Source organism: Cysteiniphilum sp. (assembly GCF_057495195.1).
In genome coordinates this window covers 25,279-49,875 of record NZ_JBXTEF010000128.1, presented here as the reverse complement: position 1 = coordinate 49,875, position 24,597 = coordinate 25,279, and the positions used below count along the sequence as shown (strand labels likewise).

Here is a 24,597-nt window from a genome sequence, read left to right as displayed (position 1 = left end):
ATCTACATTTTATATCTCTTTAAACATCTCTTAAACCTTGCTACCAAGGCATTCTTGCGAACATTCTCGCTGAGAACGAGGTGCCATTATACACACCAATTACAACCCCGCAACCCCGTTTTTTATCTTTTTTAACTTTTACCGCTTTTTATTGGGTTTTGATTGAATAGTGATCTGAAAATCCATAATTATGATCACACCCCTCTCCTCTTTGATTTATTCCTAATATTACCTTGGTTTTAACATCAATCTATGACACCCTTGAAAAGAACTGGATATTAAAACCTTATATTTCACGATGAAAAAGTCTCTTATTAGCTTCGCTCGTCTTTCCTTTGGTAATATTATCGAATGGTATGATTTCTCTTTATATATCTACTTTGCGATCTATATAGCAAAAGATTTCTTTCCGAGCCATGATCCTTATGTCAGCTTATTGCTAACCTTTACCACATTTTTTCTTGGCTCACTGGTTCGTCCTCTAGGTGGTTTTTTGATTGGCTGGCTCAGCGATTATTATCACCCCAAGATCATGATTAACTTCTGCGTCATCGCGATGGGCATCTCAACTTTTCTAGTTGCGCTATTACCTGATTATCAAATGATTGGCGTTTGGGCGCCAATATTATTAATTATATTGCGCATCATCCAAGGTCTATCCGTTGGTGGACAATTTCCCGGCCTTATCTCACTATCTGTAAAAGATCATCACAGTGACAAGGGCTTCGCAGTTGGCATGGTATTTTCCATATCATCGCTAGGCTTCCTTCTTGCCTCCATTGTTGGTTTTTTTGCCTCTAGCGTTTTTTCACATCATGATACACAGTGGATTTGGCGCATTCCTTTTGCCTTAAGCGGCATCTTATTTCTTATCTATCTTTATCTTAATCGTAATGAGAGCTACCCAAGTATTAATAAGAATAAAAGCGCACGACAAAATGTGTTTATCTGGCTTGCTAGTCAATATAAAGCCGTAATTGCTGTCAGTCTTTTAACGACCATGGCGGCATCACTGTATTATATTGTCTTTACCTATTTAGTGAATTATCAAATTACTGAGCTTAATATCTCTGAACAGACCGCCTTTTTAATTAATAGTCTCACTTTGGTGTTAGCCTGCATCTTCTATCCTATCTTTGGTCAACATGCCGATAAAATTGGTGCTAAGCGACTTTTTTATATCGCTGCAATCTTGTTTTTCCTTTTAACCATTCCACTGATTTATTTGATACAAACCAAATCTCCAACATGGGTATTTTTGGCAATCACCATCTTGACTCTGCTGATGGCAGCCATTCAAGGCGCTATCTCACCACTGTTTGCTGAAGCATTTGATAGCCAATGGCAAACAACAGGATGCGCACTTTCCTACAGCATTGGCAATGGTATCAGTGGTGGCGCCCCTCTTGTGGCACTATCACTTGTACATATCCATCCAGTATATGGTCTGAGCATATTAATTATGGGATTACTCTTTCTTGGTGGCATTGGACTATTGCTCATTGGGCGCATTAAACATTTGAAAAAGCAATTAAGTTATCCAGTAAGCATTAATTAACCAAGCGCTTGAGCAAGATCATCCACAATATCCTGTGGGCACTCTCCGCCTACACTTAAGCGAATAAGGTTCACTGGAATATCAGCAATATCACGTCCAGACTCTCCTTGCTGTTGATGCGTTGATATCGCAGGAATCGTTGCCACTGATTTAATGCGTCCTAAATCCGTTGCTCTAAAAACCATTTGCAAACGACTTAATACTGATTTAGTTTTCTCCAAATCACCCTTAACTAAAAAGGATAACAAGTGCCCGTAGCGATTCACCTCATTACCTGCATCAACTAAAGTAAAATAAGACTGCGCTAAATCATGCTGCGGATGATCTTTAAGCCCTGGATAAATCACCTTTTCAATCATCTTATGATCGTTTAAGAAATCTGCCACCGTAAGCGCTGTTTGTGACAGTTGATCTACACGCATACGCAAAGTACGTAGTTCAGACAAAGTAAGAAACGCACTCATTGATGACAAACATGCACCATTATCACGATTTGGTAATAACTTAAGATATGATGCAAAGTCTTTTTTCATTTCATCAAGCAAATAAGATCCACGCATATTCGCTCGACTAATAATAGCTCCCCCTATCACCATTCCAGAAGCACTCATAATTTTTGACAGCGAGTGAATGACAATATCAGCACCATATTGCAAAGGCCTTAACAAAGCAGGTGTTGCCAAAGTTGCATCAACAATTAATGGAATATCATGCCTTTGCGCAAGATTAGCTAAAGATTCAATATCACAAATGGTCAAGCCGGGATTTGAGGGGATTTCAATGTAGATAAAACGTGTTTGTTCATCGATTGCTGCTTGCCATATCTCAAGTGCCGAAGATGCTGCCAACCAACGAACCTCGCGCCCCTTTTCATGCTGGCGCACGCTAAATTGCTGAAACGTCCCACCATATACTTGAGAGCATGCAACAAAATTAGCTTTTTTTGCATTTGCCAGTAATGCATCAGCTACTGCCGTAATAGCCGCCATACCCGAGCTCATCACACAACAAGAAGCCTCTTGTGAGGTTTGATAGGACTCCAATAAAGCAAGCGTTGATTCCAAATAATAAACACTCGGATTATGAATGCGTGAATATGCCCAACTGGGAATTTCATAGGCTAGCGCCTGTTGCAACTCGTCAGCACTAGAGAATGCTTGTGCTGTGGTCATATAAACCGGTTCAATAATGGATCCTTGATTTAACGTTACTTCATGTAAATCATAGATGCCATGCGTAGCAATCGTATCAAATGACTTAGTTGAGATTTTCTTATATGCTTTCTCTCGTGCATCAATAAGTGCGGCTATTTTATCCCTATCCACAAACTGACCTCCTTCATATAGTAATACTGGAGTTATGCACTTTTTCTAAAGTGCTTAACTCCAATTTAATTATTAAAGCGCTTCCCTCTTAATAATCTTAGGTGTAATAAAAATCAATAACTCTTTGTTTTCAGAGCTATTACTGACACTGCTAAATAGCCAACCGAGTAATGGAATATCACCTAAGAAAGGTACCTTACTTTTTGAGTGTTCAACTGTTTTCTCATAAATGCCACCCAATACAACCGTCTGACCATTCTTAACCATAAGCTTTGTCTCGATTTCACGCTTATCAAGCGCAGGCTCCCCAGAAGAACCCGTTGTGCCATCAGTTGATGGCGCGTCTTTTTTGACAGTCACATCCAAGACCACATGACCATTTGGCGCAACCTGTGGTTTTACTTTAAGCTCAAGTACCGCTTCTTTAAAGGCAATGCTTGCAGCCCCTGAGGCACTGCTTTCATTATAAGGGATCTCTTTACCTTGCTTGATATAGGCTTCTGTATTCTCAGCAACGACTAAATGGGGGGATGAGACAATCTTAGCGTCACCCTCAGTTTCAAGCGCTGATAACTCTAAACTTAAATCAATACCACCAAATAAGCCACTAAACGCCAAGCTTGCGTTGGTTGAACCGCCTTTATTATCAGATGGCTTTAAATAGTTCGGCAAAATACTAATGGTACTTCCTGAGCTGTTTTTAGCTGTATATCCGATCCCTAAATCAAATGCTGACTTTCTTGAGACTTCAACAATACGCGCTTCAATGAGCACTTGGTCAACTGGCTCATCTAAACTTTCAATCATTGCGCGCACGGAATTGATATAGTCCTTGGTATCGGTAATCACAATAGTATTGGTACGCTCATCAGTAGCAATTGATCCACGTGATGATAAAAATCCAGATTTCCCCGCTTCAATTACTTTCATCACTTCTTCTGCTTTAGCATAGTTAAGATGAATATACTCAGTAACAAGCGGTGCTGCTGCTTGATTGGCTTTTTGTGCTGCTGCTGCTTCTTGATCTTGTGCTGCAATTTCTGCATTCGGTGCAATATACAAAATATTACCCATCAAACGCTTCCCAAGCCCTTTTGATACAAGAATAATATTCAACGCCTCTTCCCAAGGGACTTGATTCAAGTTTAACGAAACATTACCTTCAACCCCTTCGCTGACAACAAGATTAAGACCAGCAAACTGCGCCATTGTTTGTAGTAACGCGCGCACTGACACGTCTTGAAACTTTAACGATATCTTTTTATTAACATTAAAACCATCAACCTCTGTTTGCTGATTAGTTAAATCAACCTCAAGCATCTTATCTGTTGTTTTGCGGGTAAAGTTAAATGGCACAGCACTGTGAACAACAATAACGACATCATTGCCTTCTTGTGACAAATCAATCGAATTGACAATTGTATTAAAGATTGTTGTATCAATATTATGCAGCCAATAATCAGCAATACGAGTGTTTTTTAAGGTAATCAATAATGCGTTTTTGTGCTCTGAAAACTCAATATGTTGTGGTTGTTTTTTCCAAAGCAGCTTCAACACGCCACCATTATTCAAGGAACGCTGATAACGAATATCGTCAATATAGGCTTGTGAACTATTTAAATTAACTTTACTTGCTTCTTTAATTGATGTTAATACGTTTTGCTCAACAACACTTTTCTTACCATTTGTTGTCGATAAATTCTTAGGAGAATGAGCGCTAGTTGTCGCAGAAATTTTAGCAGCATTCTTTAAATAATGCGCCATATCTACATCAAGCGTAACTTTACCAAAATGCAACGTATCTGCCGCAATTGGTATCGTCATTGCACATGCCAACACACATGCTGTTAATCTTAAGACGCTTGCCTTTAATAACATATTATTCCGCCTGATCTAATTTTAATACGGTATCTACTTTGAGCCATTGCCCCTCTTTTCCTTTCTTCCTTTCATCAATCTCCACATACTTTGCCGTAATTTTATCAACGCGTCCATAATCACGTCCAATATAATCACCAACTTGGACGATATTTGTATGTTGATTTTTTACATTGGTTATAATAGCCCAAAAATGTCCATTTTGCTCGATAACACCTGAAAATTTAAGATTTTCTAACGGAATTTTTTCCAATGGAGTCTTCTGTCGCGCCAAATCAGGTTCATGTTGTTTGTCATCAATCATCTGTGTTGGGGTCTCTTTTACTTTAAGCTTTGCGGGCGTGTCAAATGGATTACGCATTCCCTTTGTATTCATGGCTTGGGTTTTAACCATTTTAAGCTCTGGCAAAGGTTGTATTTTATCAGCCAAGGTTTGCACCTTGGCCTCCTTAACAAAAAGCACAAGATCTTTTGGTGTTGCGAAGACCAAACCTGATGAGCCAAACGCAATAACAGCCAATATAATACGGCTAAACATCTACACACCCTCCTTGCCCAGCTTTGACTTCAGGCTAAAGGTTTGTAGATTCATATTCATCTGCAGAATGCCATTTTCACTCACCGTGTTATAAGGAACAATGCGATAACTCTCAATCAAAATAATTCGCGGTAATGTTTCAAGCTTATTAACAAAATTCGTCAGCTGTTCAAATGTGCCGTCACACGCCAGTTGAATATGAAGCACTGCATAATTATCTTTATAATCCAAAGGCTGTGGGTTTAGCACTTTCACGCGCAAACCATTTTGAAATGCCAAATCCGATAACTGTTCAATTAATTGTGGTAATTCACTATCGGTTGGCAATGCTTGCAGTGATGTATTGAATTTATTATGTAGGATCTCGACTTGTTGCTGCAAAATAGGTAAAGACTTACTTCGTGCAATATTCTTGATTAGCTCATTTTTATATTGCTCTTCCAGGGCAAAGGCATTTGTTCTTTCTTGATAGCGCATACTAACAATGGTTGAATAGCCTAATAGCACAACAAGAATAAGCACAACAGTTGACATAATCAACTTCAACCACAAAGGTTGCATGCTTAGCTTATCTAGCAACAAAATGAGCTTTTTCTTCATTTTGTCACCTCCTGTTTCACACTTATTTTAAAGGCATTTTCAGCGCCAAAACCAGGCTTGCCAATCAAACTGATATTCGCCAGAGTAGGTCGGTCAAACTCCGGTGAGTCTTCTAAGGCGCGCATAAATTGTGCTACTGCTTTACTATTTTCAGCGCGCCCTTCTAGCAATAACTCGTCTTTGTTTTTCTCAATACTAATTAGATAAGCAGTATCCGGTAGCGTTTGTGATAATCCAAACCACACACCTAACACTTTTTGCCTTTCTTTCTCTAAATTATTTAACAGCTCAATTTTGCGAATGAGTTCTAGCTTCTCTTTTTCAAGCTTAACCAACTCAGCATTATTCTTTAAAAAATCAGTATTTTGTGTGCGTAAATATTCATTGCGCTCATATTGATTAGACAGCCCCTCTGATGCAATAACAAGCCAAATAAACGTAATGATCACACCAATAAGCATGACAAAACCAAAATCAAGCGCCAAAGATTTTAAATGCTTCTTTTGGCGCATTTCACGCCATGGTAAAAGATTAAAGTTATGCATCAGTTCACCTCCGGTCGAGTTGCCAGAGCAATAGTTAATAGATATGATGCCTTGTGTTCAATATCCGCCGCTACTTGTGAATTCGCTAAATGTATAAATGGATCTAATACCATCACATCTAATTGCATCATTTCTTTAAAGCTAGTAATGATATTTTCAATCTCAACACAATCACCATATAACACAATTTTTTGTGGTTTTTTACCACGATTAGATACTTCAAACATCTGCATATTACGCATTAACCAAGCATTCAAGGCATTTAAGTACTCTGCTTCACTTAAGCCTGCTGAAATGGTTTTCTGCTCAGAAAGATAAATTTGATTTTCATCAAGAATGTGCAATTTAAAACGTTTAAAGTTCAAACAAATCAATGCCCAGCAGTCTTGTTTTTCCTCAGGGTAAAAGATCTCAACAAAACGCTGCAATACATAGTTATCAATATCGATAACCTCAAGATGTAAACGGCATATGTGGGCTAACTGTTCATATTGTGCAATTTGATCTTTATGCGCTGCGATAAACAACACTTGCTGTTTGCTAGAATTAGCACTTTCTTTTTTTTGCACCTCAAAATCATAAAAAGTTTCTTCTGTAGGGTAGGAAACATGCTTATTAAAGTCTATCACGATTTCATCATGAATTTGCGCATCAGTCAGTCCTTCATCAAATCGCAAGCGCTTACTGATAACATTCGTACCATTGATGACAAAGGCTGCCTGTTTATGCTTAATCTTATTGCGTTTTAAAAGTCCTAACAAGCGCTCGGCCACTTCAGCAAAGTCAATGATCTGTCCATTTTCAATCATGCCGTGTTCAAGCTCAGCACTATCAGCTGCGACTAATTCATAGCCTTGATTTTTTTTTCTTAATACAACAATACGCAGGAAATAATCTGACCAATCAATAGCGACCAATCCTTTGCTTTTGAAGCGTGTCATCATATAAGAAAGCGGCATGCTCATTCGTCCTTTTAACTTCAACTTCTGACAGTATAGCCAAGCTTAAAGCAAAAAACAGCGTCAATACTATATTTTGTAGGGTTTTAAGAGGTATTTACCATTTTCATAGCCTGATAACTCGACCAAATCTGTAATTTTACGCTTACCTGCTTTATCTCGTGAAATAAATACAATCAGATCAATTGCTTGCAAAATAAGCGTTCTAGGCACAGTAACGACGGCTTCTTGAATCAAGTCTTCAAAACGATATGGCGCTGACTCAACGCTATTGGCGTGAATCGTACACACCCCGCCAGGATGCCCTGTATTCCAGGCTTTCAACAAATCAAGCGCTGAACCGTCTCTTACCTCACCAATCACGATGCGATCAGGACGCATTCTTAATGATCCCTTGACCAAATCACGCATCGTTACTGATGTTGTTGTTGTCATCGTCACCAAATCATCAACTTCCACTTGAAGCTCAGGTAAATCCTCAATCACTAAAATACGATCTTGACTGCCTTGCAGCTCTGCTAATAACGCATTACAAAAAGTTGTTTTACCAGAGCCTGTGCCGCCAACAACAACAATATTTTTGCGTTCAAGAACAGCACGCCTTAAGCCTTCTGCTTGCTCGTGTGTTAAAGCGCCTTGCTCGACATATTGATCTAAAGTAAAAATCGCAATGGCGCGTCTTCTAATTGAAAAACACGCACGATTAACTACCGGAGGTAACCAACCCTGGAAACGCGCTCCCTGAAAGGGAAGCTCTGCTGAGACCTCAGGGTGTTCATCATTTGCAACATGGTTTTTAAACGATGCAACAAGCTTGACAATATTTTCACTTTGCTCTGCCGGAATATAAATATCTGTTGCCACTTTACCTTCACCGATACGCTCATAGTGTAAACGCCCATCAGGATTTAGCATAATCTCAATGATTTTTTCATCATAAAGGTAGTCCATTACCTCTTTGCCAAAGGCAGTTTTTAACATATTTAACTGCCGCTCTTCAATCAGTGCTCTTTGTATCATAATTTTACTGCCTTACTCATAATCTGTGACTTATCAACCAATCCATAGTAACGACTATCGAATGAATGAGGATTTGCAACACCTTGCATAAAGTAATTATCTTTAGGTATTTTTCCACAAAAACTAAATATTGGTAAAGCATTTCCTTTACCGTCCGTTTGATAGATTTTGCCAATCCACTGTTCATTAATATAGACATTCTGCGTTTTTGTGCATAAGAAATCTCCTGGAACGCCCACTATTTTCTTTAAAAGCGGAATGTCCTTAGGCAACCATTCTCTTGCTAGAATATAATCTTCCGTTTGTTCATTAGGGATAAACACCACATTGTCACCTTTATGATAGTCTGATACGGGATAAGTAAAATACCAACCTTCAGGCATGCTTGGCGTCAGTTGCTGAATAAAACCAATATGCAAGGCTCTTAATAACCACAATAAAGCATAAAGTGTCGCTAAAACGGCAAGAGTTTTATATAAAAATGAAAGCCTTGCCACTGCTTTATCAATCTTCTTTTATTTTGCGAATGGTACTATCAGAAATACTCTTATTAACATTGGAGGCATCAGAAACCTTATCTTGTTTCTTACCAGCCATAGCACCTCCTTGCACCGTTGTCGAGACGTTGACATTCGTACTTCCACCACCTACTGAGCCACCGCCAGTAACAACTGTGGCACCTGATTGGATTGAACCACCCATTGCTGTACTCGATCCAGCAACACCATGCATCGAAGAAGCAGCACCCACTGGTGATACAGTCACTGAAGTAGATTGCGCTGGTTGATTGACCACAACATTTGCTGCTGCAGGGGATGACATATTCTGGAAGATATTACCACCTGGCTTACCAACAGCTTTAGCAAGATAGTTTGGCAAAGTATAAATCAAGATCAACAAAATAAAGGAGGTAAAGAATAATGCCAATGGTTTCTCAAGACTTGTTGAATCACTAATCGCTGTTATTTTTAAGCTTTGGAATAACGTAAATGCCACACCCAAAATAAATATCACGGCAAGTAGCCTCACACCTGCTCTTAATAAATGTTGTATCGACTTATAAAATAGATCTTGTATGGGTTTAAACACACCAAGCGGCACAACAATAAGCGACAACACTGCCACGAAATAAAATAGTACCACTGAAATAATAATCTGCGCACCAATGGCAGCAAAGATCAACAAAAGCCCCATACCCAACACCAGATAAAGCATTGATAATCCCATGTTGAATGTACCATATTGCACAGAGATCTTAAGCATCGACACGCCCGCTTTAAAACCGATTCCCCAAAGCTTGCCTGGACTATATAACAAGGCTTGGGATTTTTCGGGTGCCACGATATAGCCAACCTTAATAAAGGTTGCCAAGATCATCTGCAGCAGCTCAGGAAAATATTTGACAATGGTAAAAAATAAGCCAATTTTAATGATCTTAACAATAAGGTTACCAACACCTTCATCTTGTTTAATAATCCAAACAAGTCCGAAAATCACAAGCTCAAGACTAGCAACAATTGCCAAAAGTGCTAACGCAGAACCTTGCAATGCACTAAACTTTGCATTGATTTGCTCGATAAATCCAAACTGGATTTTATCAAGTAGCTGTGTTCCTAACACACTGGTTACATCTGCCATACTTTACCTACTGGTTACCTTGCGCATCATTGCCTAAAATTTTTGCAAATGGATTCTCAACTGGACCACCGCTGCCATCGCCGCCTTCAAACTGATCTGCCGTTGGATTTTGCCCAACATCAGCAAAGAAATCTTGTTTTGACTGCCCATCATCTTGCAACAGCTTATCAAATACTTTAAGCCCTTTAGACGTTTTCTTATTCATCTCCTGTAATAAGCCTTGGTTACTATTATTTGTACTACTATTTGTTGAATTGGTTGTATTGTTAGTATCACTATTTGAGCTATAGGGATTGTTGTAATTATTATTACTATCCGACGAGCTATCATAAGCAACAACCTGTGCACACAAACCCAGTGACATCAAAACAACCCATAAAAGACGCATTATTGACTCTGCCCATAAGGTGGTAAATAAGTGTCTTTAGTGACTAATACTGAGAACTCTTTACCCGAGTTAATAGTGATTGTCGGCTTGATATTCATTGCCCGATCAGTGATCTTACCACCAACTTGCGATGCTGTTTGCCCTAGGCTTTGCAATACAGAGTTTTGAGCAACGCTACCATAGTTAGGCGTACAATTCCCGTTGGCATCACAAACTGTAGCATTAGATTGTGTTGCTACTTGCGCTGCTACCGCTGGTACGTTAAAGACTGTTGACAAGGCTGCAGCACCAATTAACTGTCCCCAGTGATTATTGACTTCATCAGCCAATCCTGAGACACCTGAGTCATCCATGCCTTGCTGATTTGGTAAGATAATTGACGTACCATCCGGACGAATTAAACGAATGAATTTAACCTGCACACTGGTATCACCATAAACCGTGCTTGAGTTATACTGCCCAATCAACGAGCTTCCTCTTGGAATTAACAACACTGTGCCTGTTAACGTGTCATAAACATCTTTGGCAACACGCGCGACAATGGTCCCTGGTAAATCCGATACAATTTTGGTTTGCAAAATAGCAGGGATGGAATTACCTGCCATAATCACATTATCTGAAATTGGCTTTTGAATGGTGTTTTCATTGGTAATGTCTTTTGCGGTTAAACCACCTTTCATAAAGTTCTCACGTTGCTCTTCTGGTGTTTGAGCTGCTTGCTGACCATTTTGCTTTAATTTATCTTTATCTTGATTATCTTGAGGGATTGGCCGTGGCGCACCACCACCAAAGAAAATGGGCGCATTCATTGCTTCGCGATCCATTGGCGAATAACTTGGTTGAGCAGGTTTTTCGGGGCTTCTTGGTTGATTTTTCAGGCCATTAATCTGTGTTTGTAGTTCTTGAAGTTGTGAGCGCTGCTGATTAATCATACGCTGAAGCTCTGGGTTTTCTTGTTGCACCACTTTAACAGGTTGATCCATACCCAAACGCTTACGAATCGCTTGTGCATCTTTATAACTGGATAATTCATCAGAAACTTTGAGACTTTTTCCTGAAGCGTTCGCGCTAAGATCAGAACTATTCATGCCAGTCGAGCTTTTCTTTGGTGCATTAATCGAAAAAATAAACGCCACAATAATAATTAAAAGCAAACCGCCACCAACAATAGTGATTAACTTTTTGTTTAGCTCTGATGATTTTGGCGGTGACGCCCTTAATCCCAGTTTATCTTGTTCTTTCTTAGCCATAATAACCCTTGATTATGCTTACTTCTGTGAAATCTCAACAACTGTTTCACCTGACTGCTTAGTGCCCGCTTTCAAGTAGGCATTCTTAATAACTGTATCAATTACCATATAATCACCCTTCATGCGCCAGTTAAAGTTTGCCGTACCATATTCACCATCATTTGACTGGACAAATGGTACTGGCATCGTCGCATTGCTAACTACTACCTCATGTGGGAACTTGATAAAGGTCTGATGTCCTGAGCTAAATATTTGCTCTGGATACCATTTTGGTGTATCACCCTTTAACATGCTCCAATTATAGTTGAAGCTCATATTAGATAGACTTAAATCAAGTCCTGCATTTTGCTGAGGTGGCGGCAACAATTTGCTGTCACCATTAGAGGCATTCATATCACCTAGATTACCACCATTAAAACCCTGCACCATCGCACTTGGGTATTGCCATTTAACCGACACCATTGCTTGGTCTTGATCCACTGATTTTAAAATCAAATGATACGTTCGTTTATTCGTTGTGATAATCATTGAGTTGGTTAGATCTGACTTTTGCGGCTTGACCAAGATATGCCAACGTAGATCTTTACCCTCACCACTATAGGTTGAAGCAATCTGCCAACGAAGCGTATCACCAGCAGCTTGTGAGATAATTTTCTCGCCTGGTTCAAATACTACATCAGTAATATTCAGAGGTGCCGTATAGATGGTATACATTGCCCCTGGCATATAGCTATAAGTCATCATCGCATTAAAGAAATCATTTTGATCTGGAAATTGCTGGGCATCTTTATTCGCTTCGGCAACGGCCGCTTCTTTGGTTAAAACTGGCTTTTTGGCAGCTTTCTCAGCTTTACTATTTGGCACAGGGCGAAGTTGTCCTGGCATTGGTACTGGAATATACTCACGCACAACTTTAGTGCCTGCGGCATCTGCAGATTTTGCTTGCACAAATTTACCTGAGTCAATGTCACCTTGATAACTATTTGTCGCACAGCCTGCCATTGCAATTGCAGTAAGTGGTAATAAACGGCTAATTTTATTTAATTTCATTGACTTGATCCTTTTTCGCTAAATGAGAAGAAACCTATTTTTAAACCCAGTGGGTTAATCACCATTTGATTTAATGTCTTAGGTGGAGTACTCGGTGAGAAAGTAAATATTCCACTGTATGTTTTAACACTTTCAATACCACCATCTTTATTGTATGTCGTTGACTGAAAAGTCACTTCAAAACTGTTATTACTGGCTTCATTGGCATTTGTAACCACGGTCGTAATGGTTTTATCACCGACAAGTTTCAACGGATTAACTGCCTGATAGACTTGTTTTAATTGATCTTCAGCACGACCTGAAACTGACAATAATGCCGATTGCCATTGACGATTAAGAACAACTGGATCCAAAGGAATCTCGGTAATATTTTTAATAAAGTCACTGACAAATGCAATTTTCTGCGCAACTGTTGGTGTGTAACTTTGTGACGCAGTTTGCACATTGACCACACTCTCCTGCGGTTTGACCTCAGCAACATATACATACATTTGTTGGCGATTCGCCTCAATAATAATCGCAAGCAATAATAAGATACAAACGACTAAAATAGTAATTGCTGCCATCATCCAGTTGCGTGCTTGCTTTTTAGCACTACCAATACGTAATTCCCATTCTTCATAGGCCTTTTGATAGTCTGTTTTCTGCACTTTCTGCGCTTTTTGCATTTCGTTTTCCATCTACAATAACCTTTCAATTGCTAGATTTTGAATATAGATTCCTAAAGGATTAATTTTTACTTGCTCTTTGGTTGTCAGCGGTTGATGTCCAAACTGTCCAGAAACAACCAATATTGCCGTACCTTCTTTATCAACTAACTCACCACTGAAATTTAGATCATTCATCGTAAATTTATCAAATGTTGCTGCTTTAAGCTCATTCTGCGCAATCCCAGTAACACCTTTCTTTAATGCAAGTTGTGAGGCTTCATCTAGGAAGTTGTTATAAATACCACCTGATTGATCACTTATTAAGAGTGACTTAACAAACCCCTCTAACACTGTTTGGCTCACGGTATAATTAGGGCTCAACAGCTCAGGTGGGGGTTTTAAAAACCCTTTACTCGTGACCTGTTCAACCAATATTTTATAGGGAATTGAGTTTAAGTAACCCACTAAAATCAGTGATAGTAAAAAACTTACCCCCACACCACTAAAAAAAACAACACGCCAAATATATGCCTTATGAATCAGCTGCCCAATGGGTTTATCAAACAACTGATTTTGCTTTTGAAATGGTGTAATCACTTCAGTTTGTCGATAAGACTGAACCTCTTTACCAAAGGGAAATCCGCTAGGTTGCATCTATATCCCCCTTGTAGTGCTTTTTGACAATATCATATGCCCAGTCAAGGCCTCTGCCATGCAAATAGCTTTTTAAGAAATAATCATAGCCCTTATGTTGCGCCAATATTTCCCTAATATGCTTACGATCTTCAGGTCGACTTACTGCACAAAAAGCCAGAGCTATGGGTCCTAAACCTAGATCAAATAAGCAATTGCCTTTATGTGATTGGAAATAATATTGTCGCTTTGGCATCGCGTGCGCCAAAATTTGCACTTGTCTTAAATTAAGCCCAAGTGACTCATAGCCTTGCGAAACCGCAGGCTCCATCGCGCGATCATTTGGTAAGAAAATGCGTGATGGGCAAGATTCATTCAACGCTGATACCAAGGGTGATTTCACCGCATCATCGACTGATTGTGTTGCAAAAATCACTGACACATTAAGCTTTCTTAATGTTTTTAACCATTCTTTAATTTTTGAGGCAAAAATCGGATGATCTAAAAACAACCATGCTTCATCAAGAATCATTAAACTAGGTCGACCATCAAAACGCTTCTCAAGAATATGGAAAATATAAGCTAGCACGGGCGCAATAATATTCGGCATTGCCATCAATCGCTCCATCTCAAAGCATTGCCAATTAGCATCACTAAAGTGCTCTTCATCACAATCGAGTATCTCGCCATATGGACCACCTAACACATAAGAATCAAGTGCCATTCTTAATGCTCTATCCTGCACAAAGGAACGAAGACCTGTTAATGTCCGCTGCTCTTTTGGCACCTCAGATAGGTTCATTAGAGCAAGCCAGACGGTTTCTTTAACCTCAGGCGTGATCTCTACTTTCTCATTTTCTAAAAGCCCAAGCACCCAATCATGCGCCCAAACACGTTCAGTCGTTTGATCTATTTCAGCTAATGGTTGAAATACTAAGCCGCCTTTACCAACATCGCCTACTTCATAGAAGTGCCCCCTGACACCTTGCGTTAAAGCAAAGAAACTGCCACCTTTATCAAATATAAATACTTGCGCGTTGTCATAACGCAAAAATTGCGCTGCCATTACATTTAATAGCACCGATTTACCCGCGCCAGTTGGTCCTAGAATCATTTGATGTCCAACATCACCAATGTGATTAGATAATCTAAATGGTGTATTACCTGCTGTACGCGCATACAATAATGGTGGCGCTTTTAAATGCGCATTAATCTCAGGTCCTGCCCAAACTGCTGAAAATGGCAACAAATGCGCCAAGTTTAAACTATGCATCAACGGCGTGCGTACATTGGCATTTGCCTGCCCTGGAATCGATGACAACCATGCTTCAACTGAATTAATCGTCTCTGAGACAGTGACAAAACCAAGTCCGTTGACAACACGCTCTACTTCACGCTGTTTCTCATAGACTTTATCTTTATCTGTATCCCATACGGTCACTGTTGCCGTATAGTAACCAAATGATACTAAATCATCAGAAAGCTCCGATAACGCCTCATCGGCATCATTAGATTTTTGTACAGCAGCACTATCAACCATAGCACTTTCGCTTTTTGACATCACTTCTTTTAAGATCGTCAACCCGCCCTTGCGTTTTGCAAACCACTGACGTTTATAACTTTTGAGTACTTTTTCGGCATCTGTTTTGTCCAATGGTAAAAAACGTGTCACCCAACGGTATTGCAATGGCAAATGATTTAATCCATCTAAAATCGCAGGCACTGATGTTGTTGGAAACCCTAAAATAGAAATCGTTTTTAAATAATACTTACCCAGCTTTGGCTCAAGCCCGCCAAGTAGTGGTGTATCGGCCAACACGCCATCTAAGTAGCTTGGATTATCAGGCACATTGACTTTATGTGCGCGCTCTGAAACGCAATTATGTAAATAACTTAATGTTTCTTCATCGCTTAGCTCAGCAATTTCATACATGTAATCCTGCATGATATCGTACAACTGATTAACCGTTGCTGAGAAATAATTCATGAGCTTCTTATAACCGGCATCATGCTCATCATCACTTTTTTTCTCTTTAACGAAAAGTCCTGAAAGCTTAGAAACCGATTCTTTTTGTGGCAAATATTGGAAGGTTAAAAAATATTCACTTTCATAATTCTCACCTTTTCGCTCAAAGAGATCTTTACGTTCAACATCAATTAACCAACTTACTGCATCAGGGAAATAGTTCTCTGAAGGATAACTCATTGCAGCTTTGCGTCGTGCCTCAACATACAGCGCCCAACCAGAACCTAGACGTTTTAAAGTATTATTCAGTCGCGCGGTAATTGATACCAATTGCGACTGCGTTGAAGACTCCAAATCTGGCCCTCTAAATGCAAATGTTTTTTGAAACGAACCATCTTTATTCAATATCACGCCTTTATCAACAAGCACAGCCCAAGGCAGCAAGTCACTTATTCTGTCAGGCTTTTTTCTATACTCTGCGATATTGAACATATTAGCTATACACCATAATAATTTCGTTGTTTAACATGACGTACCATGACTTGGAAAAACTGCGGGTCTTTCTTGGTCATTAAAACGGCAACAGTATGCATGATAATAAAAATAGGAATGCCATACCAAGATTGCATACCAAGCACAATAGCTGCCCCTAAAGTACCATTTAAGATAAAAAACTGTCTGGGCACACCTGCTGTTAAAAGCGGTGTTGTTAATGAGTTGTGTATCTTGATCACAAATCCAGGCACTGCCATTGCTACGCATCCTTTTTTAGTTGTTGAGCTTTGTATTTTTTAGTTATTAAAAAATATTAGAAAATCAACCCTGATCCACGGTTAAATAATCCAGAAATCAAGCTAGCTGCAGTAAAGGCAATTGCGAGTCCCATCACCACTTGAAATAGACGTCTAACACCACTACCACCTTCACCAAAAGCGATACCTAAACCTGCAATTACAATACAGATCACACCGGCCATTTGCGCAATCGGTCCTGAAATCACATCCATAATCTGTTGTAATGGGCCTGTCATCGCTGAAAATGCATTATTCTGCGTATCCGTTGCAAAACTCACTGCCACGGTTAACGGTAACATTGATAATGCAAATAGCGCACGCTTTAAAAACTCAAGATAATGCTTCATTCTTTATTTCTCCTTTCAAAAGGGTTCCTGACTAAATGTTTAAGGTTATATTAGTCAAATATATCGGCAAATCAAGAATTGGATGCTGCAAAAGCTACAAAATAGGATAAATATGCGATTAAGTAATATCTTGCTGATACACATAAATGACGACTACAGATATTTTACAACGTTAAATGTATGTTATTTTCTCTTAAGGATTTTATCTCAACACCTAAAAGATAAGCATCAAGTGACACCTCCTGAGCAGACAATGTAACATCATAATCATTAGACTGTATATATAGCTCAATATTTTTAAGCTCAGCCTCATTTGATGTTTCAACAAGCGCTTTAAGCAAATCGTGCATTTTTGCCACTTGCTGCTGAGGAAGTGATAGCTTAAATGATTTAATATTTTTATCAACATACTTAGCAATCGGCTCAATTGATAATGCATTAATTCGTAGCTGATCATTATAAGCATCGATACTTGCCTCACCTTCAACAATGACGGTTTCATCAACAGAAATCAAATGCTTGACCGCGTCATATAATTCACTAAAAATCACCAACTCCAAACGCTCACAACCATCATCAAGCTGCAAAACGCCCATCAACTTTCCTGTCTTTTTTTTTCGTTGCGCCATCGCTACGACAACACCTGCAAGCAAAATAGACTCTTTGCGTGTTGTTGCCGCAATGCGATTTAAAGGCTGAACATTGAAGTGCTTAAGCCACATTCTATCTTCATCAATAATATGCCCTGATAAAAACATTCCTAACACTGATTTTTCAAAAATCAACTTATCTTTAGTACTCCAACTCGGTACATTGATATGTGATATATCGCGTGCTATGTCATTTGACGACTCAGGTTCGCTAAAGCCGAACAAATCAAGCTGACCGCTATTTTGCATCTGGCTTTTTTGCTCAGCTGCCTTCATTGCACCTTCAATTGTTGCAACAAGTGTTTGCCTATTTTCAGCAAAACCATCCATTGCACCTGCGTAAATAAGCGCCTCACAGACACGTTTGTTGGCTTTTCGCGTATCGACACGCGCACAAAAATCATATAAATCTTTAAACGTTCCATTTTGTTGACGCTCTGCCAAAATACCTTCAATTGCCGCCAGACCAACGCCTTTGATCGCACCAAGACCATAGACAAGCTCTGTCTGTTGATTTACGGTAAAATAATAATCACTGACATTGATATGTGGCAAAATAAGCTTTAATTGCATTTTTTGGCATTCTGAAATAAAGTTGACCACCTTATCCGTGTTATCCATATCCGACGACAATACCGCTGCCATAAAGGCTTCTGGATAATGCGCCTTTAAAAAGGCGGTTTGATAAGACACCAAAGCATATGCTGCAGAATGTGATTTATTAAAGCCGTACTTTGCAAACTCTTCCATCAAGTCAAAAATTGAGCTTGCAAGCTTGGCGTCAATGCCATTTTCAGATGCCCCTTTTTCAAAAGTCTCACGCTGCTTTGCCATCTCTTCAGGGATCTTTTTACCCATCGCGCGACGCAACAAATCTGCACCACCTAGCGAATAATTTGCTAGAATTTGCGCGATCTGCATCACTTGCTCTTGGTATAAAATCGTCCCATAAGTTTCCTCTAATACATCTTTCAAATCAGGATGCGGATAGCTTACCTCTTGTCTGCCATGCTTACGATTGACAAAGTCATCTACCATGCCCGAACCTAAAGGTCCTGGACGATACAGCGCCACCAAAGCGATAATATCTTCAAAACAATCCGGTCTTAAACGTTTGATCAACTCCTTCATGCCGCGCGACTCCAATTGGAAAACACCCGTGGTTTCGCCATTTTGCAAAAGCTGAAAGGTTTTTTTATCGGTCATCGGAATCAGAGCAATGTCAAGCTCAAACTCATTCTGTAAGCGTCTTTGTTTATTAACAATTTTTAAAGCATTATCAATGATGGTTAAGTTTCTTAAACCCAAAAAGTCAAACTTAACCAAGCCAACTTCTTCAACATCTTTTTTATCAAACTGTGTTACTAATTGTTTGGTACCTTCTTCACAATACACCGGCGAGAAGTCAGTCACCTTAGAAGGTGAAATCACAACCCCTGCTGCATGCTTACCGACACTGCGCGTCAAACCCTCAAGCTTTAGTGCAATCTTAACAATCTCATCTGCCGTTTCATCTTGTTGGCATAAATCATGCAATGGTGTTTCAGGTGCACAAGCATCTTTAAGTTTAATCCCAAGATCATTGGGAATTAACTTGGCAATTCTATCGACAAAACCATAAGGCTGTCCAAGCACACGTCCAACATCACGCACTACGGCTTTGGCCGCCATCGATCCATAGGTGATGATTTGCGAGACACTCTCGCTACCATATTTTTGCGCAACATATTCAATCACACGATCACGACCATCCATACAAAAGTCAATATCAAAATCTGGCATCGATACCCGTTCTGGATTTAAAAAGCGCTCGAATAGCAAACCATAAGGAATCGGGTCAATATCGGTAATTTTAAGCGCGTAAGCAACTAATGATCCAGCACCGGAGCCTCGCCCTGGACCCACAGGAATATCATGGTCTTTTGACCATTGAATGAAGTCTGCAACGATCAGGAAATATCCAGGAAATCCCATCTGACAAATCACATCAATCTCAACTTGCAAGCGCGCTTTATAACTTTCGATAATGGCGGATCTATCTTCATCTTTTCTGCCCATCAGAATAAAATCAAAACGCTCATCCAACCCCTTAAAAGACACTTCCGCAAAATACTCAGCTTCAGTCATCCCCTCTGGGATGTCAAAACACGGTAACACCGCATCACCTAAATTAAACGTGACATTAGCATTTTGTGCAATGTATACACTATTACTTAAACTTTGCGGGATATCCGAAAATAGCTCACACATCTCATCTGCTGAGCGCAAGTATTGTTTAGGCGTGTATTGACTTTTACGTGTTTGATCTAACAAGGTATAGCCTTGATAGATACCCACACGTACCTCGTGATCTGAGTACTCCTCTTCATTTAAGAAACACACATCATTGGTTGCCACCACAGCAACTTGATAATCTTGTGCTAAGGTAACTGCTTTTTGGATATAATCTTCCTCACCATCATGACCAATGCGTTGAAGCTCGATAAAGAAGTTTTCTTTTGGAATAATTTTAAGATATGCCTCTAAAACACTTTTTGCCTCAATATCTTTTTGCGCTAAATAGCTCTGCGCAATTTCACCTTTAACCCCACCGCTTAACACAAAAACATGTGTAAAATCAAAGCTTGCTAACGTGCTTTTTGGCAGCACAGGAATGCCATTGACTCTATTGGCATAAAGATAGGCGTGTGAAATCAAATCAACGATCACCTGATAACCTTGATTATCCTTAGCAATTAACGTTAACGGATAATGCGCACCATCAACCTCAATCCATATTTCACTGCCAAATATCGGCTTAACGCCACTGGCAAGTGCCGCCTTATAAAATTTCACTGCGGCAAACATATTGCACATATCGGTTAATGCAACCGCTGCTAATTCGCGCTTAACGCATTCCTCAAGCAATGGCTTAATGCGGATAATGCTATCCATCAACGAGTATTCACTGTGCAGTTTTAAATGAACATAACGTGCCGACATAATATTACTCTCTACTGATTTCCAAATACACTACCAATGGTATCAAATTTAACGGAAACGGGTTTATTTTTAAGTGCTTTAATTTTTGATTCATAGACAGGTACGACGAGTCGTTGCCAAACATCATTAAAAAATATTAGTTCTTTGTGCTTAGATAATACTTCATCAATATACCGCATCACACGTGGTAAATAACACAGGTAATTTTTACGTTTGTTCTGAATATCTTGTCGTGTGAAAATGCCCAAACATTTCAAGTGGCGTTGTAAGCCCATCAAATCAAACCAATATCTAAACTTACTCAATGTGATTTCTTGACTTAATAAGCCTTGCTCTTTCGCCATACAATAATATATATCCACACTTTGATCAATAAGTTGCTTTGGCAAGGTTAAATAACAGTCTCGTAAGACAGATACCAAATCATAGGTAATCGGACCATTCACTGCGTCTTGAAAGTCAATAAGCCCTAATGTTTGATCCGGCAAACACATCATGTTTTTACTGTGAAAATCTCTAAACACAAACACATTGGGTTGCTCAAGTGCATTAGCTACAAGAAGCAACTGTAATTGATGATAAGGTGCCTCTAATAGATGCAAGGTTTGCGCATCAAGTCCCAACCATTGCCAAAACCATAACTTCATCACATCAAGCTCAGAAGCAAATTTTGTTTTTTCATAATTAGGGAAAAGCGTCTTATCAATCTGCCAAAACTTTGGAATCAGTGCCAGAATCTGATCATATTGTTTAATATTTTTTTCAGCATGCACTGCGTGATAAAGTTGAGTATCACCAAAATCATCTAATAATAAAAAACCACTTTCTTGGTCATAGGCATAACACTCTGGCGTTTGCAAATTAAAGTGACGCAAAAGGCGCGTAACCCTAAAAAACACATCCGGTTTCTCTCGATCCAATGGCGCATCCATCACGACATAGCTTTTGTTTTCAAGACTAACGCGATAGTACTGGCGAAAACTGGCATCACCAACAATTGGCACCAAAGTTGGTTCCACATTCGGAAATAGCCCTTTTAGCCACTCAATAATCTGTAAAAATCTAGATTGCACGACTTTTTCCTAGAAATCTAACAACAACGCGATAGAATAGCAGTAGTTTTGGTTTGATGAAACCTAGAATTCCTAGCAAATAGGCAAAAGGATAATATTTACTCAATGAACAAGTTTACAAATTTACACCGAAAAATTTTGCCTTTGGCAATGCTTTGCGCCATCCCCGGTATTGGGCTTAGCAAAATCACCATTGAGAATCCTTTGCATAAATCTTGGCAATGTAGCGCTGACGGTGATACGTGGAAATGTGTTGAAGTTAACAACAATAATGCAGATTTATTTAAAAAAGGTGTATTACCTAAAGAAAAGAAACAAATCATTGCTGATGCATTAGGCTGGGTGCCCACAAACAATCCCAACAATATTTGTGGCGGTTACTATTACCAACCCCCTATTAATAAAAACCCCTCTAATGAAGCCAAAATCAACGCCCAACAGTATCAATACGCACGTAGTGGCACGATTACTGCGGAAGGGGCAGTTGAGGTAAACAAAGGCAATCAATACCTTGCTGCTGACAAGGCTATTTTAAAACAAAACAAAGACAAAAAAATCGATCAGATTGACTTAACCGGTAATGTTAACTTGAGTCAACCTGGTCAGCTGGCAATTGGCTCACAAGGACAAGCTAACATCAGCACTAATACTGCAACACTTGATGATACCTACTACTTAATCCGTGTACGTGAGAAACCAGGTGGTTCAATGGCAAACTTAACCTCTGATGAAATCGATAACAAAGCAAACAATTTCACAGGTTACGCCCATGGACATGCCAATAAAATTATTCAAAACAGTAAAACGGATTACACGCTAAAAAAAGCAACCTATGCCACAGATAACCCCTACGGCAACGATTGGAAGTTAAGCGCCACAACCATTGATCTTGATCGAGAATCAGGGCTTGGCACCGCTTATAACACATTATTCTATGTGAAAGATGTGCCTATTTTATATTGGCCATACATGACCTTCCCAATTGATAACCGTCGACGCACTGGCTTCTTATATCCAACAGCAGGCTACAATAGCAACTCTGGCTACTATTTATCGACACCTTTTTATTGGAATATAGCACCCAACTATGATTTGCTATTAACACCAACCATTTATAATCATCGCGGAATCTTACTAGATGGTAACTTCCGCTATCTAACGGAAACGCAAAGCGGCAATCTTGATGTACAGTACATGCCACATGACAGACGCAACAACACTGACCGAAAAGCACTTTCTTTTACTGACAATGGTCAATATGGTAGGAATTGGTCAAGCTATATCAACTACCAATATATTGGTGACAAAGATTTCTACAACGATTTTGATAGTGACAATATCGGCCTTTCGACACAAACTTTACTTGATCGCGAAGCATCGGTCAGTTACAGCGATCCACACTGGAATTTTAATACCACAGTACAATCCTATGATGTTATTGATGATACAATGTATCTGGCAAACCGGCCTTATTCAACCTTGCCACAAATCAATGCCAACGCAACTTACCCGGGACTCCTACCACACATGGATTTCAACTGGGATAATCAGTTTACCTACTTTACTAAACCTAGCTTAAATGGCGTATCACAAGTTGGCGGGCAACGTTATTATAGCGCGCCGAAAGTAAGCTTTCCTTTCCAGAAAAGTTGGGGCTTTTTCACACCATCACTGACACTGTCTGAAACAGCATATACCTTGCAAAATAGGAGTGCAGCAAGCACAACCGGTTTCAGTCAAAACCAATACCCTGAACAAAACATCATTAGAAGTTTGCCCATTATCAATATTGACACCGGTTTATACTTTGATCGCAAGTTTAGCTTCAACAATCATAATTACACGCAAACGCTAGAACCACGACTATTCTATACGTATATCCCGTATCAAAACCAAAGCAATATTCCGTTATTTGATACATCATTGAGTAATTTTAGCTACGCATCTTTATTCCAGAGCAATATTTTCACTGGGATTGATCGCATTAATAACGCCAATCAAATCTCTTATGCACTTGAGACTTCGGTTAATGATCAAGATACAGGCACGAGCGTATTAAGTGCCGGCATTGGGCAGATCCTTTATTTTGCTGATCGCAAAGTGTCATTATGCTCTGGCACAAATGCTAATTGCGCTAACTCGTACGTACCTTTTCACGACAGTTCTACTTCTGATATTGCGGCATTTTTTAACTATCGCTTTTTGCCACACTGGCAATTAATGACCTCAGGCACTTACAATCCGATCAACAATAATGTCGACTCGCAAACTTACCAAGTGCAATATATGCCGGATAACAACCACATCTTTAATGTGGCATACCAAAATATCAAAAATAACTACGCAGCTTTAACACCTGCTCAAATTCAAGCAGGCACCTTACCCGACCCATTGTCACAAGTAACGATTTCAAGCATCTGGCGCTTAACACCACATTGGTCAGTCACCGGTCTTTGGAGCTATGCCTTTAATTCAAGACATACAACAAATATGTTTGCAGGCATTCAATATGATGCTTGCAGCTGGGCGGTTCGTTTCTTAGCGCAACGCTATGTCAACTCATCAAGTGACCCTAATAACCCAACCAATATAACAGGACCATTGACCAATGCCTTTATTGTTCAGTTTGAATTAAAAGGCTTGGGTGGCAGCAGTGAAAGCTCACTTGATGAGCGTCTGAGCATGATTCCAGGCTATACACCAAATAGTGGGTTTAACTAACGCTGAGAAAGACTATTCAATACTTCGCTATG

At 39.5% G+C, this 24,597-nt stretch carries 21 protein-coding genes; 2 read left to right on the top strand and 19 right to left on the bottom strand.

The genetic code is table 11. From position 1 onward, the window contains the following. Positions 1-298 precede the first annotated feature (298 nt). A complete protein-coding gene (locus tag ACY10D_RS10965) occupies positions 299-1,558 on the top strand; it encodes an MFS transporter (protein ID WP_487000772.1) in 1,260 nt (419 codons plus the stop codon). Here the strand turns inward: ACY10D_RS10965 and ACY10D_RS10960 are convergent. The 19 genes from ACY10D_RS10960 to ACY10D_RS10870 all read right to left on the bottom strand — a co-directional run bounded on the left by ACY10D_RS10960 (position 1,555) and on the right by ACY10D_RS10870 (position 21,844). Further along, a complete protein-coding gene (locus tag ACY10D_RS10960; RefSeq protein ID WP_487000771.1) occupies positions 1,555-2,883 on the bottom strand; it encodes a trans-sulfuration enzyme family protein in 1,329 nt (442 codons plus the stop codon). The two genes, ACY10D_RS10965 and ACY10D_RS10960, sit on opposite strands and share 4 nt — an antisense overlap. A gap of 72 nt (positions 2,884-2,955) precedes the next feature. Then, positions 2,956-4,761 (bottom strand): type IV pilus secretin PilQ, encoded by a 1,806-nt coding sequence (locus tag ACY10D_RS10955; RefSeq protein WP_487000770.1) that lies wholly within the window; start codon positions 4,759-4,761, stop codon positions 2,956-2,958. Position 4,762: 1 nt separating this feature from the next. Then, on the bottom strand, positions 4,763-5,299 hold the full coding sequence (locus tag ACY10D_RS10950) for a pilus assembly protein PilP (RefSeq protein ID WP_487000769.1): 537 nt from the start codon (positions 5,297-5,299) through the stop codon (positions 4,763-4,765). Beyond that, positions 5,300-5,899 (bottom strand): type IV pilus inner membrane component PilO, encoded by a 600-nt coding sequence (locus ACY10D_RS10945; RefSeq protein ID WP_487000768.1) that lies wholly within the window; start codon positions 5,897-5,899, stop codon positions 5,300-5,302. Further along, complete coding sequence (locus ACY10D_RS10940; protein WP_487000767.1) at positions 5,896-6,444, bottom strand: PilN domain-containing protein; 549 nt, start codon at positions 6,442-6,444, stop codon at positions 5,896-5,898. Before ACY10D_RS10940 ends, ACY10D_RS10945 begins: the two co-directional genes overlap by 4 nt. Further along, positions 6,444-7,403, bottom strand: a complete 960-nt coding sequence (gene pilM, locus ACY10D_RS10935) for a type IV pilus biogenesis protein PilM (protein ID WP_487000766.1) — start codon at positions 7,401-7,403, stop codon at positions 6,444-6,446. Before pilM ends, ACY10D_RS10940 begins: the two co-directional genes overlap by 1 nt. Positions 7,404-7,472: 69 nt before the next feature. Then, on the bottom strand, positions 7,473-8,423 hold the full coding sequence (trbB, locus tag ACY10D_RS10930; protein WP_487000765.1) for a P-type conjugative transfer ATPase TrbB: 951 nt from the start codon (positions 8,421-8,423) through the stop codon (positions 7,473-7,475). Next, complete coding sequence (lepB, locus tag ACY10D_RS10925; protein ID WP_487000764.1) at positions 8,420-8,920, bottom strand: signal peptidase I; 501 nt, start codon at positions 8,918-8,920, stop codon at positions 8,420-8,422. Before lepB ends, trbB begins: the two co-directional genes overlap by 4 nt. A gap of 7 nt (positions 8,921-8,927) precedes the next feature. Beyond that, positions 8,928-10,061, bottom strand: a complete 1,134-nt coding sequence (locus ACY10D_RS10920; protein WP_487000763.1) for a type IV secretion system protein — start codon at positions 10,059-10,061, stop codon at positions 8,928-8,930. A 7-nt stretch (positions 10,062-10,068) separates the two neighbouring features. Beyond that, complete coding sequence (locus ACY10D_RS10915) at positions 10,069-10,449, bottom strand: hypothetical protein (RefSeq protein ID WP_487000762.1); 381 nt, start codon at positions 10,447-10,449, stop codon at positions 10,069-10,071. Beyond that, positions 10,449-11,699 carry a TrbI/VirB10 family protein gene (locus ACY10D_RS10910; RefSeq protein WP_487000761.1) on the bottom strand — a complete coding sequence of 417 codons (1,251 nt, stop codon included), beginning with the start codon at positions 11,697-11,699 and terminating at the stop codon, positions 10,449-10,451. Before ACY10D_RS10910 ends, ACY10D_RS10915 begins: the two co-directional genes overlap by 1 nt. A gap of 18 nt (positions 11,700-11,717) precedes the next feature. After that, on the bottom strand, positions 11,718-12,749 hold the full coding sequence (locus ACY10D_RS10905; RefSeq protein ID WP_487000760.1) for a TrbG/VirB9 family P-type conjugative transfer protein: 1,032 nt from the start codon (positions 12,747-12,749) through the stop codon (positions 11,718-11,720). After that, positions 12,746-13,429: a VirB8/TrbF family protein gene (locus ACY10D_RS10900; RefSeq protein ID WP_487000759.1), complete on the bottom strand. Its 684-nt coding sequence runs from the start codon at positions 13,427-13,429 to the stop codon at positions 12,746-12,748. The genes ACY10D_RS10905 and ACY10D_RS10900 overlap by 4 nt, the downstream gene beginning before the upstream one ends. Next, on the bottom strand, positions 13,430-14,053 hold the full coding sequence (locus ACY10D_RS10895) for a hypothetical protein (protein WP_487000758.1): 624 nt from the start codon (positions 14,051-14,053) through the stop codon (positions 13,430-13,432). Continuing rightward, positions 14,043-16,490, bottom strand: a complete 2,448-nt coding sequence (gene trbE, locus ACY10D_RS10890; protein ID WP_487000757.1) for a conjugal transfer protein TrbE — start codon at positions 16,488-16,490, stop codon at positions 14,043-14,045. Before trbE ends, ACY10D_RS10895 begins: the two co-directional genes overlap by 11 nt. A gap of 5 nt (positions 16,491-16,495) precedes the next feature. Continuing rightward, positions 16,496-16,750 carry a VirB3 family type IV secretion system protein gene (locus tag ACY10D_RS10885; protein ID WP_117002874.1) on the bottom strand — a complete coding sequence of 85 codons (255 nt, stop codon included), beginning with the start codon at positions 16,748-16,750 and terminating at the stop codon, positions 16,496-16,498. Positions 16,751-16,806: 56 nt separating this feature from the next. Further along, positions 16,807-17,139, bottom strand: a complete 333-nt coding sequence (locus ACY10D_RS10880; RefSeq protein WP_117002875.1) for a TrbC/VirB2 family type IV secretion system protein — start codon at positions 17,137-17,139, stop codon at positions 16,807-16,809. A 164-nt stretch (positions 17,140-17,303) separates the two neighbouring features. Continuing rightward, positions 17,304-20,771 carry a DNA polymerase III subunit alpha gene (gene dnaE / locus ACY10D_RS10875; protein WP_487000756.1) on the bottom strand — a complete coding sequence of 1,156 codons (3,468 nt, stop codon included), beginning with the start codon at positions 20,769-20,771 and terminating at the stop codon, positions 17,304-17,306. 11 nt (positions 20,772-20,782) lie between these two features. After that, positions 20,783-21,844: an aminoglycoside phosphotransferase family protein gene (locus ACY10D_RS10870; protein WP_487000755.1), complete on the bottom strand. Its 1,062-nt coding sequence runs from the start codon at positions 21,842-21,844 to the stop codon at positions 20,783-20,785. A 105-nt stretch (positions 21,845-21,949) separates the two neighbouring features. Here ACY10D_RS10870 and ACY10D_RS10865 point away from each other — a divergent pair, with 105 nt between their 5' ends. After that, positions 21,950-24,565: an LPS-assembly protein LptD gene (locus ACY10D_RS10865; protein WP_487000754.1), complete on the top strand. Its 2,616-nt coding sequence runs from the start codon at positions 21,950-21,952 to the stop codon at positions 24,563-24,565. Positions 24,566-24,597 lie beyond the last annotated feature (32 nt).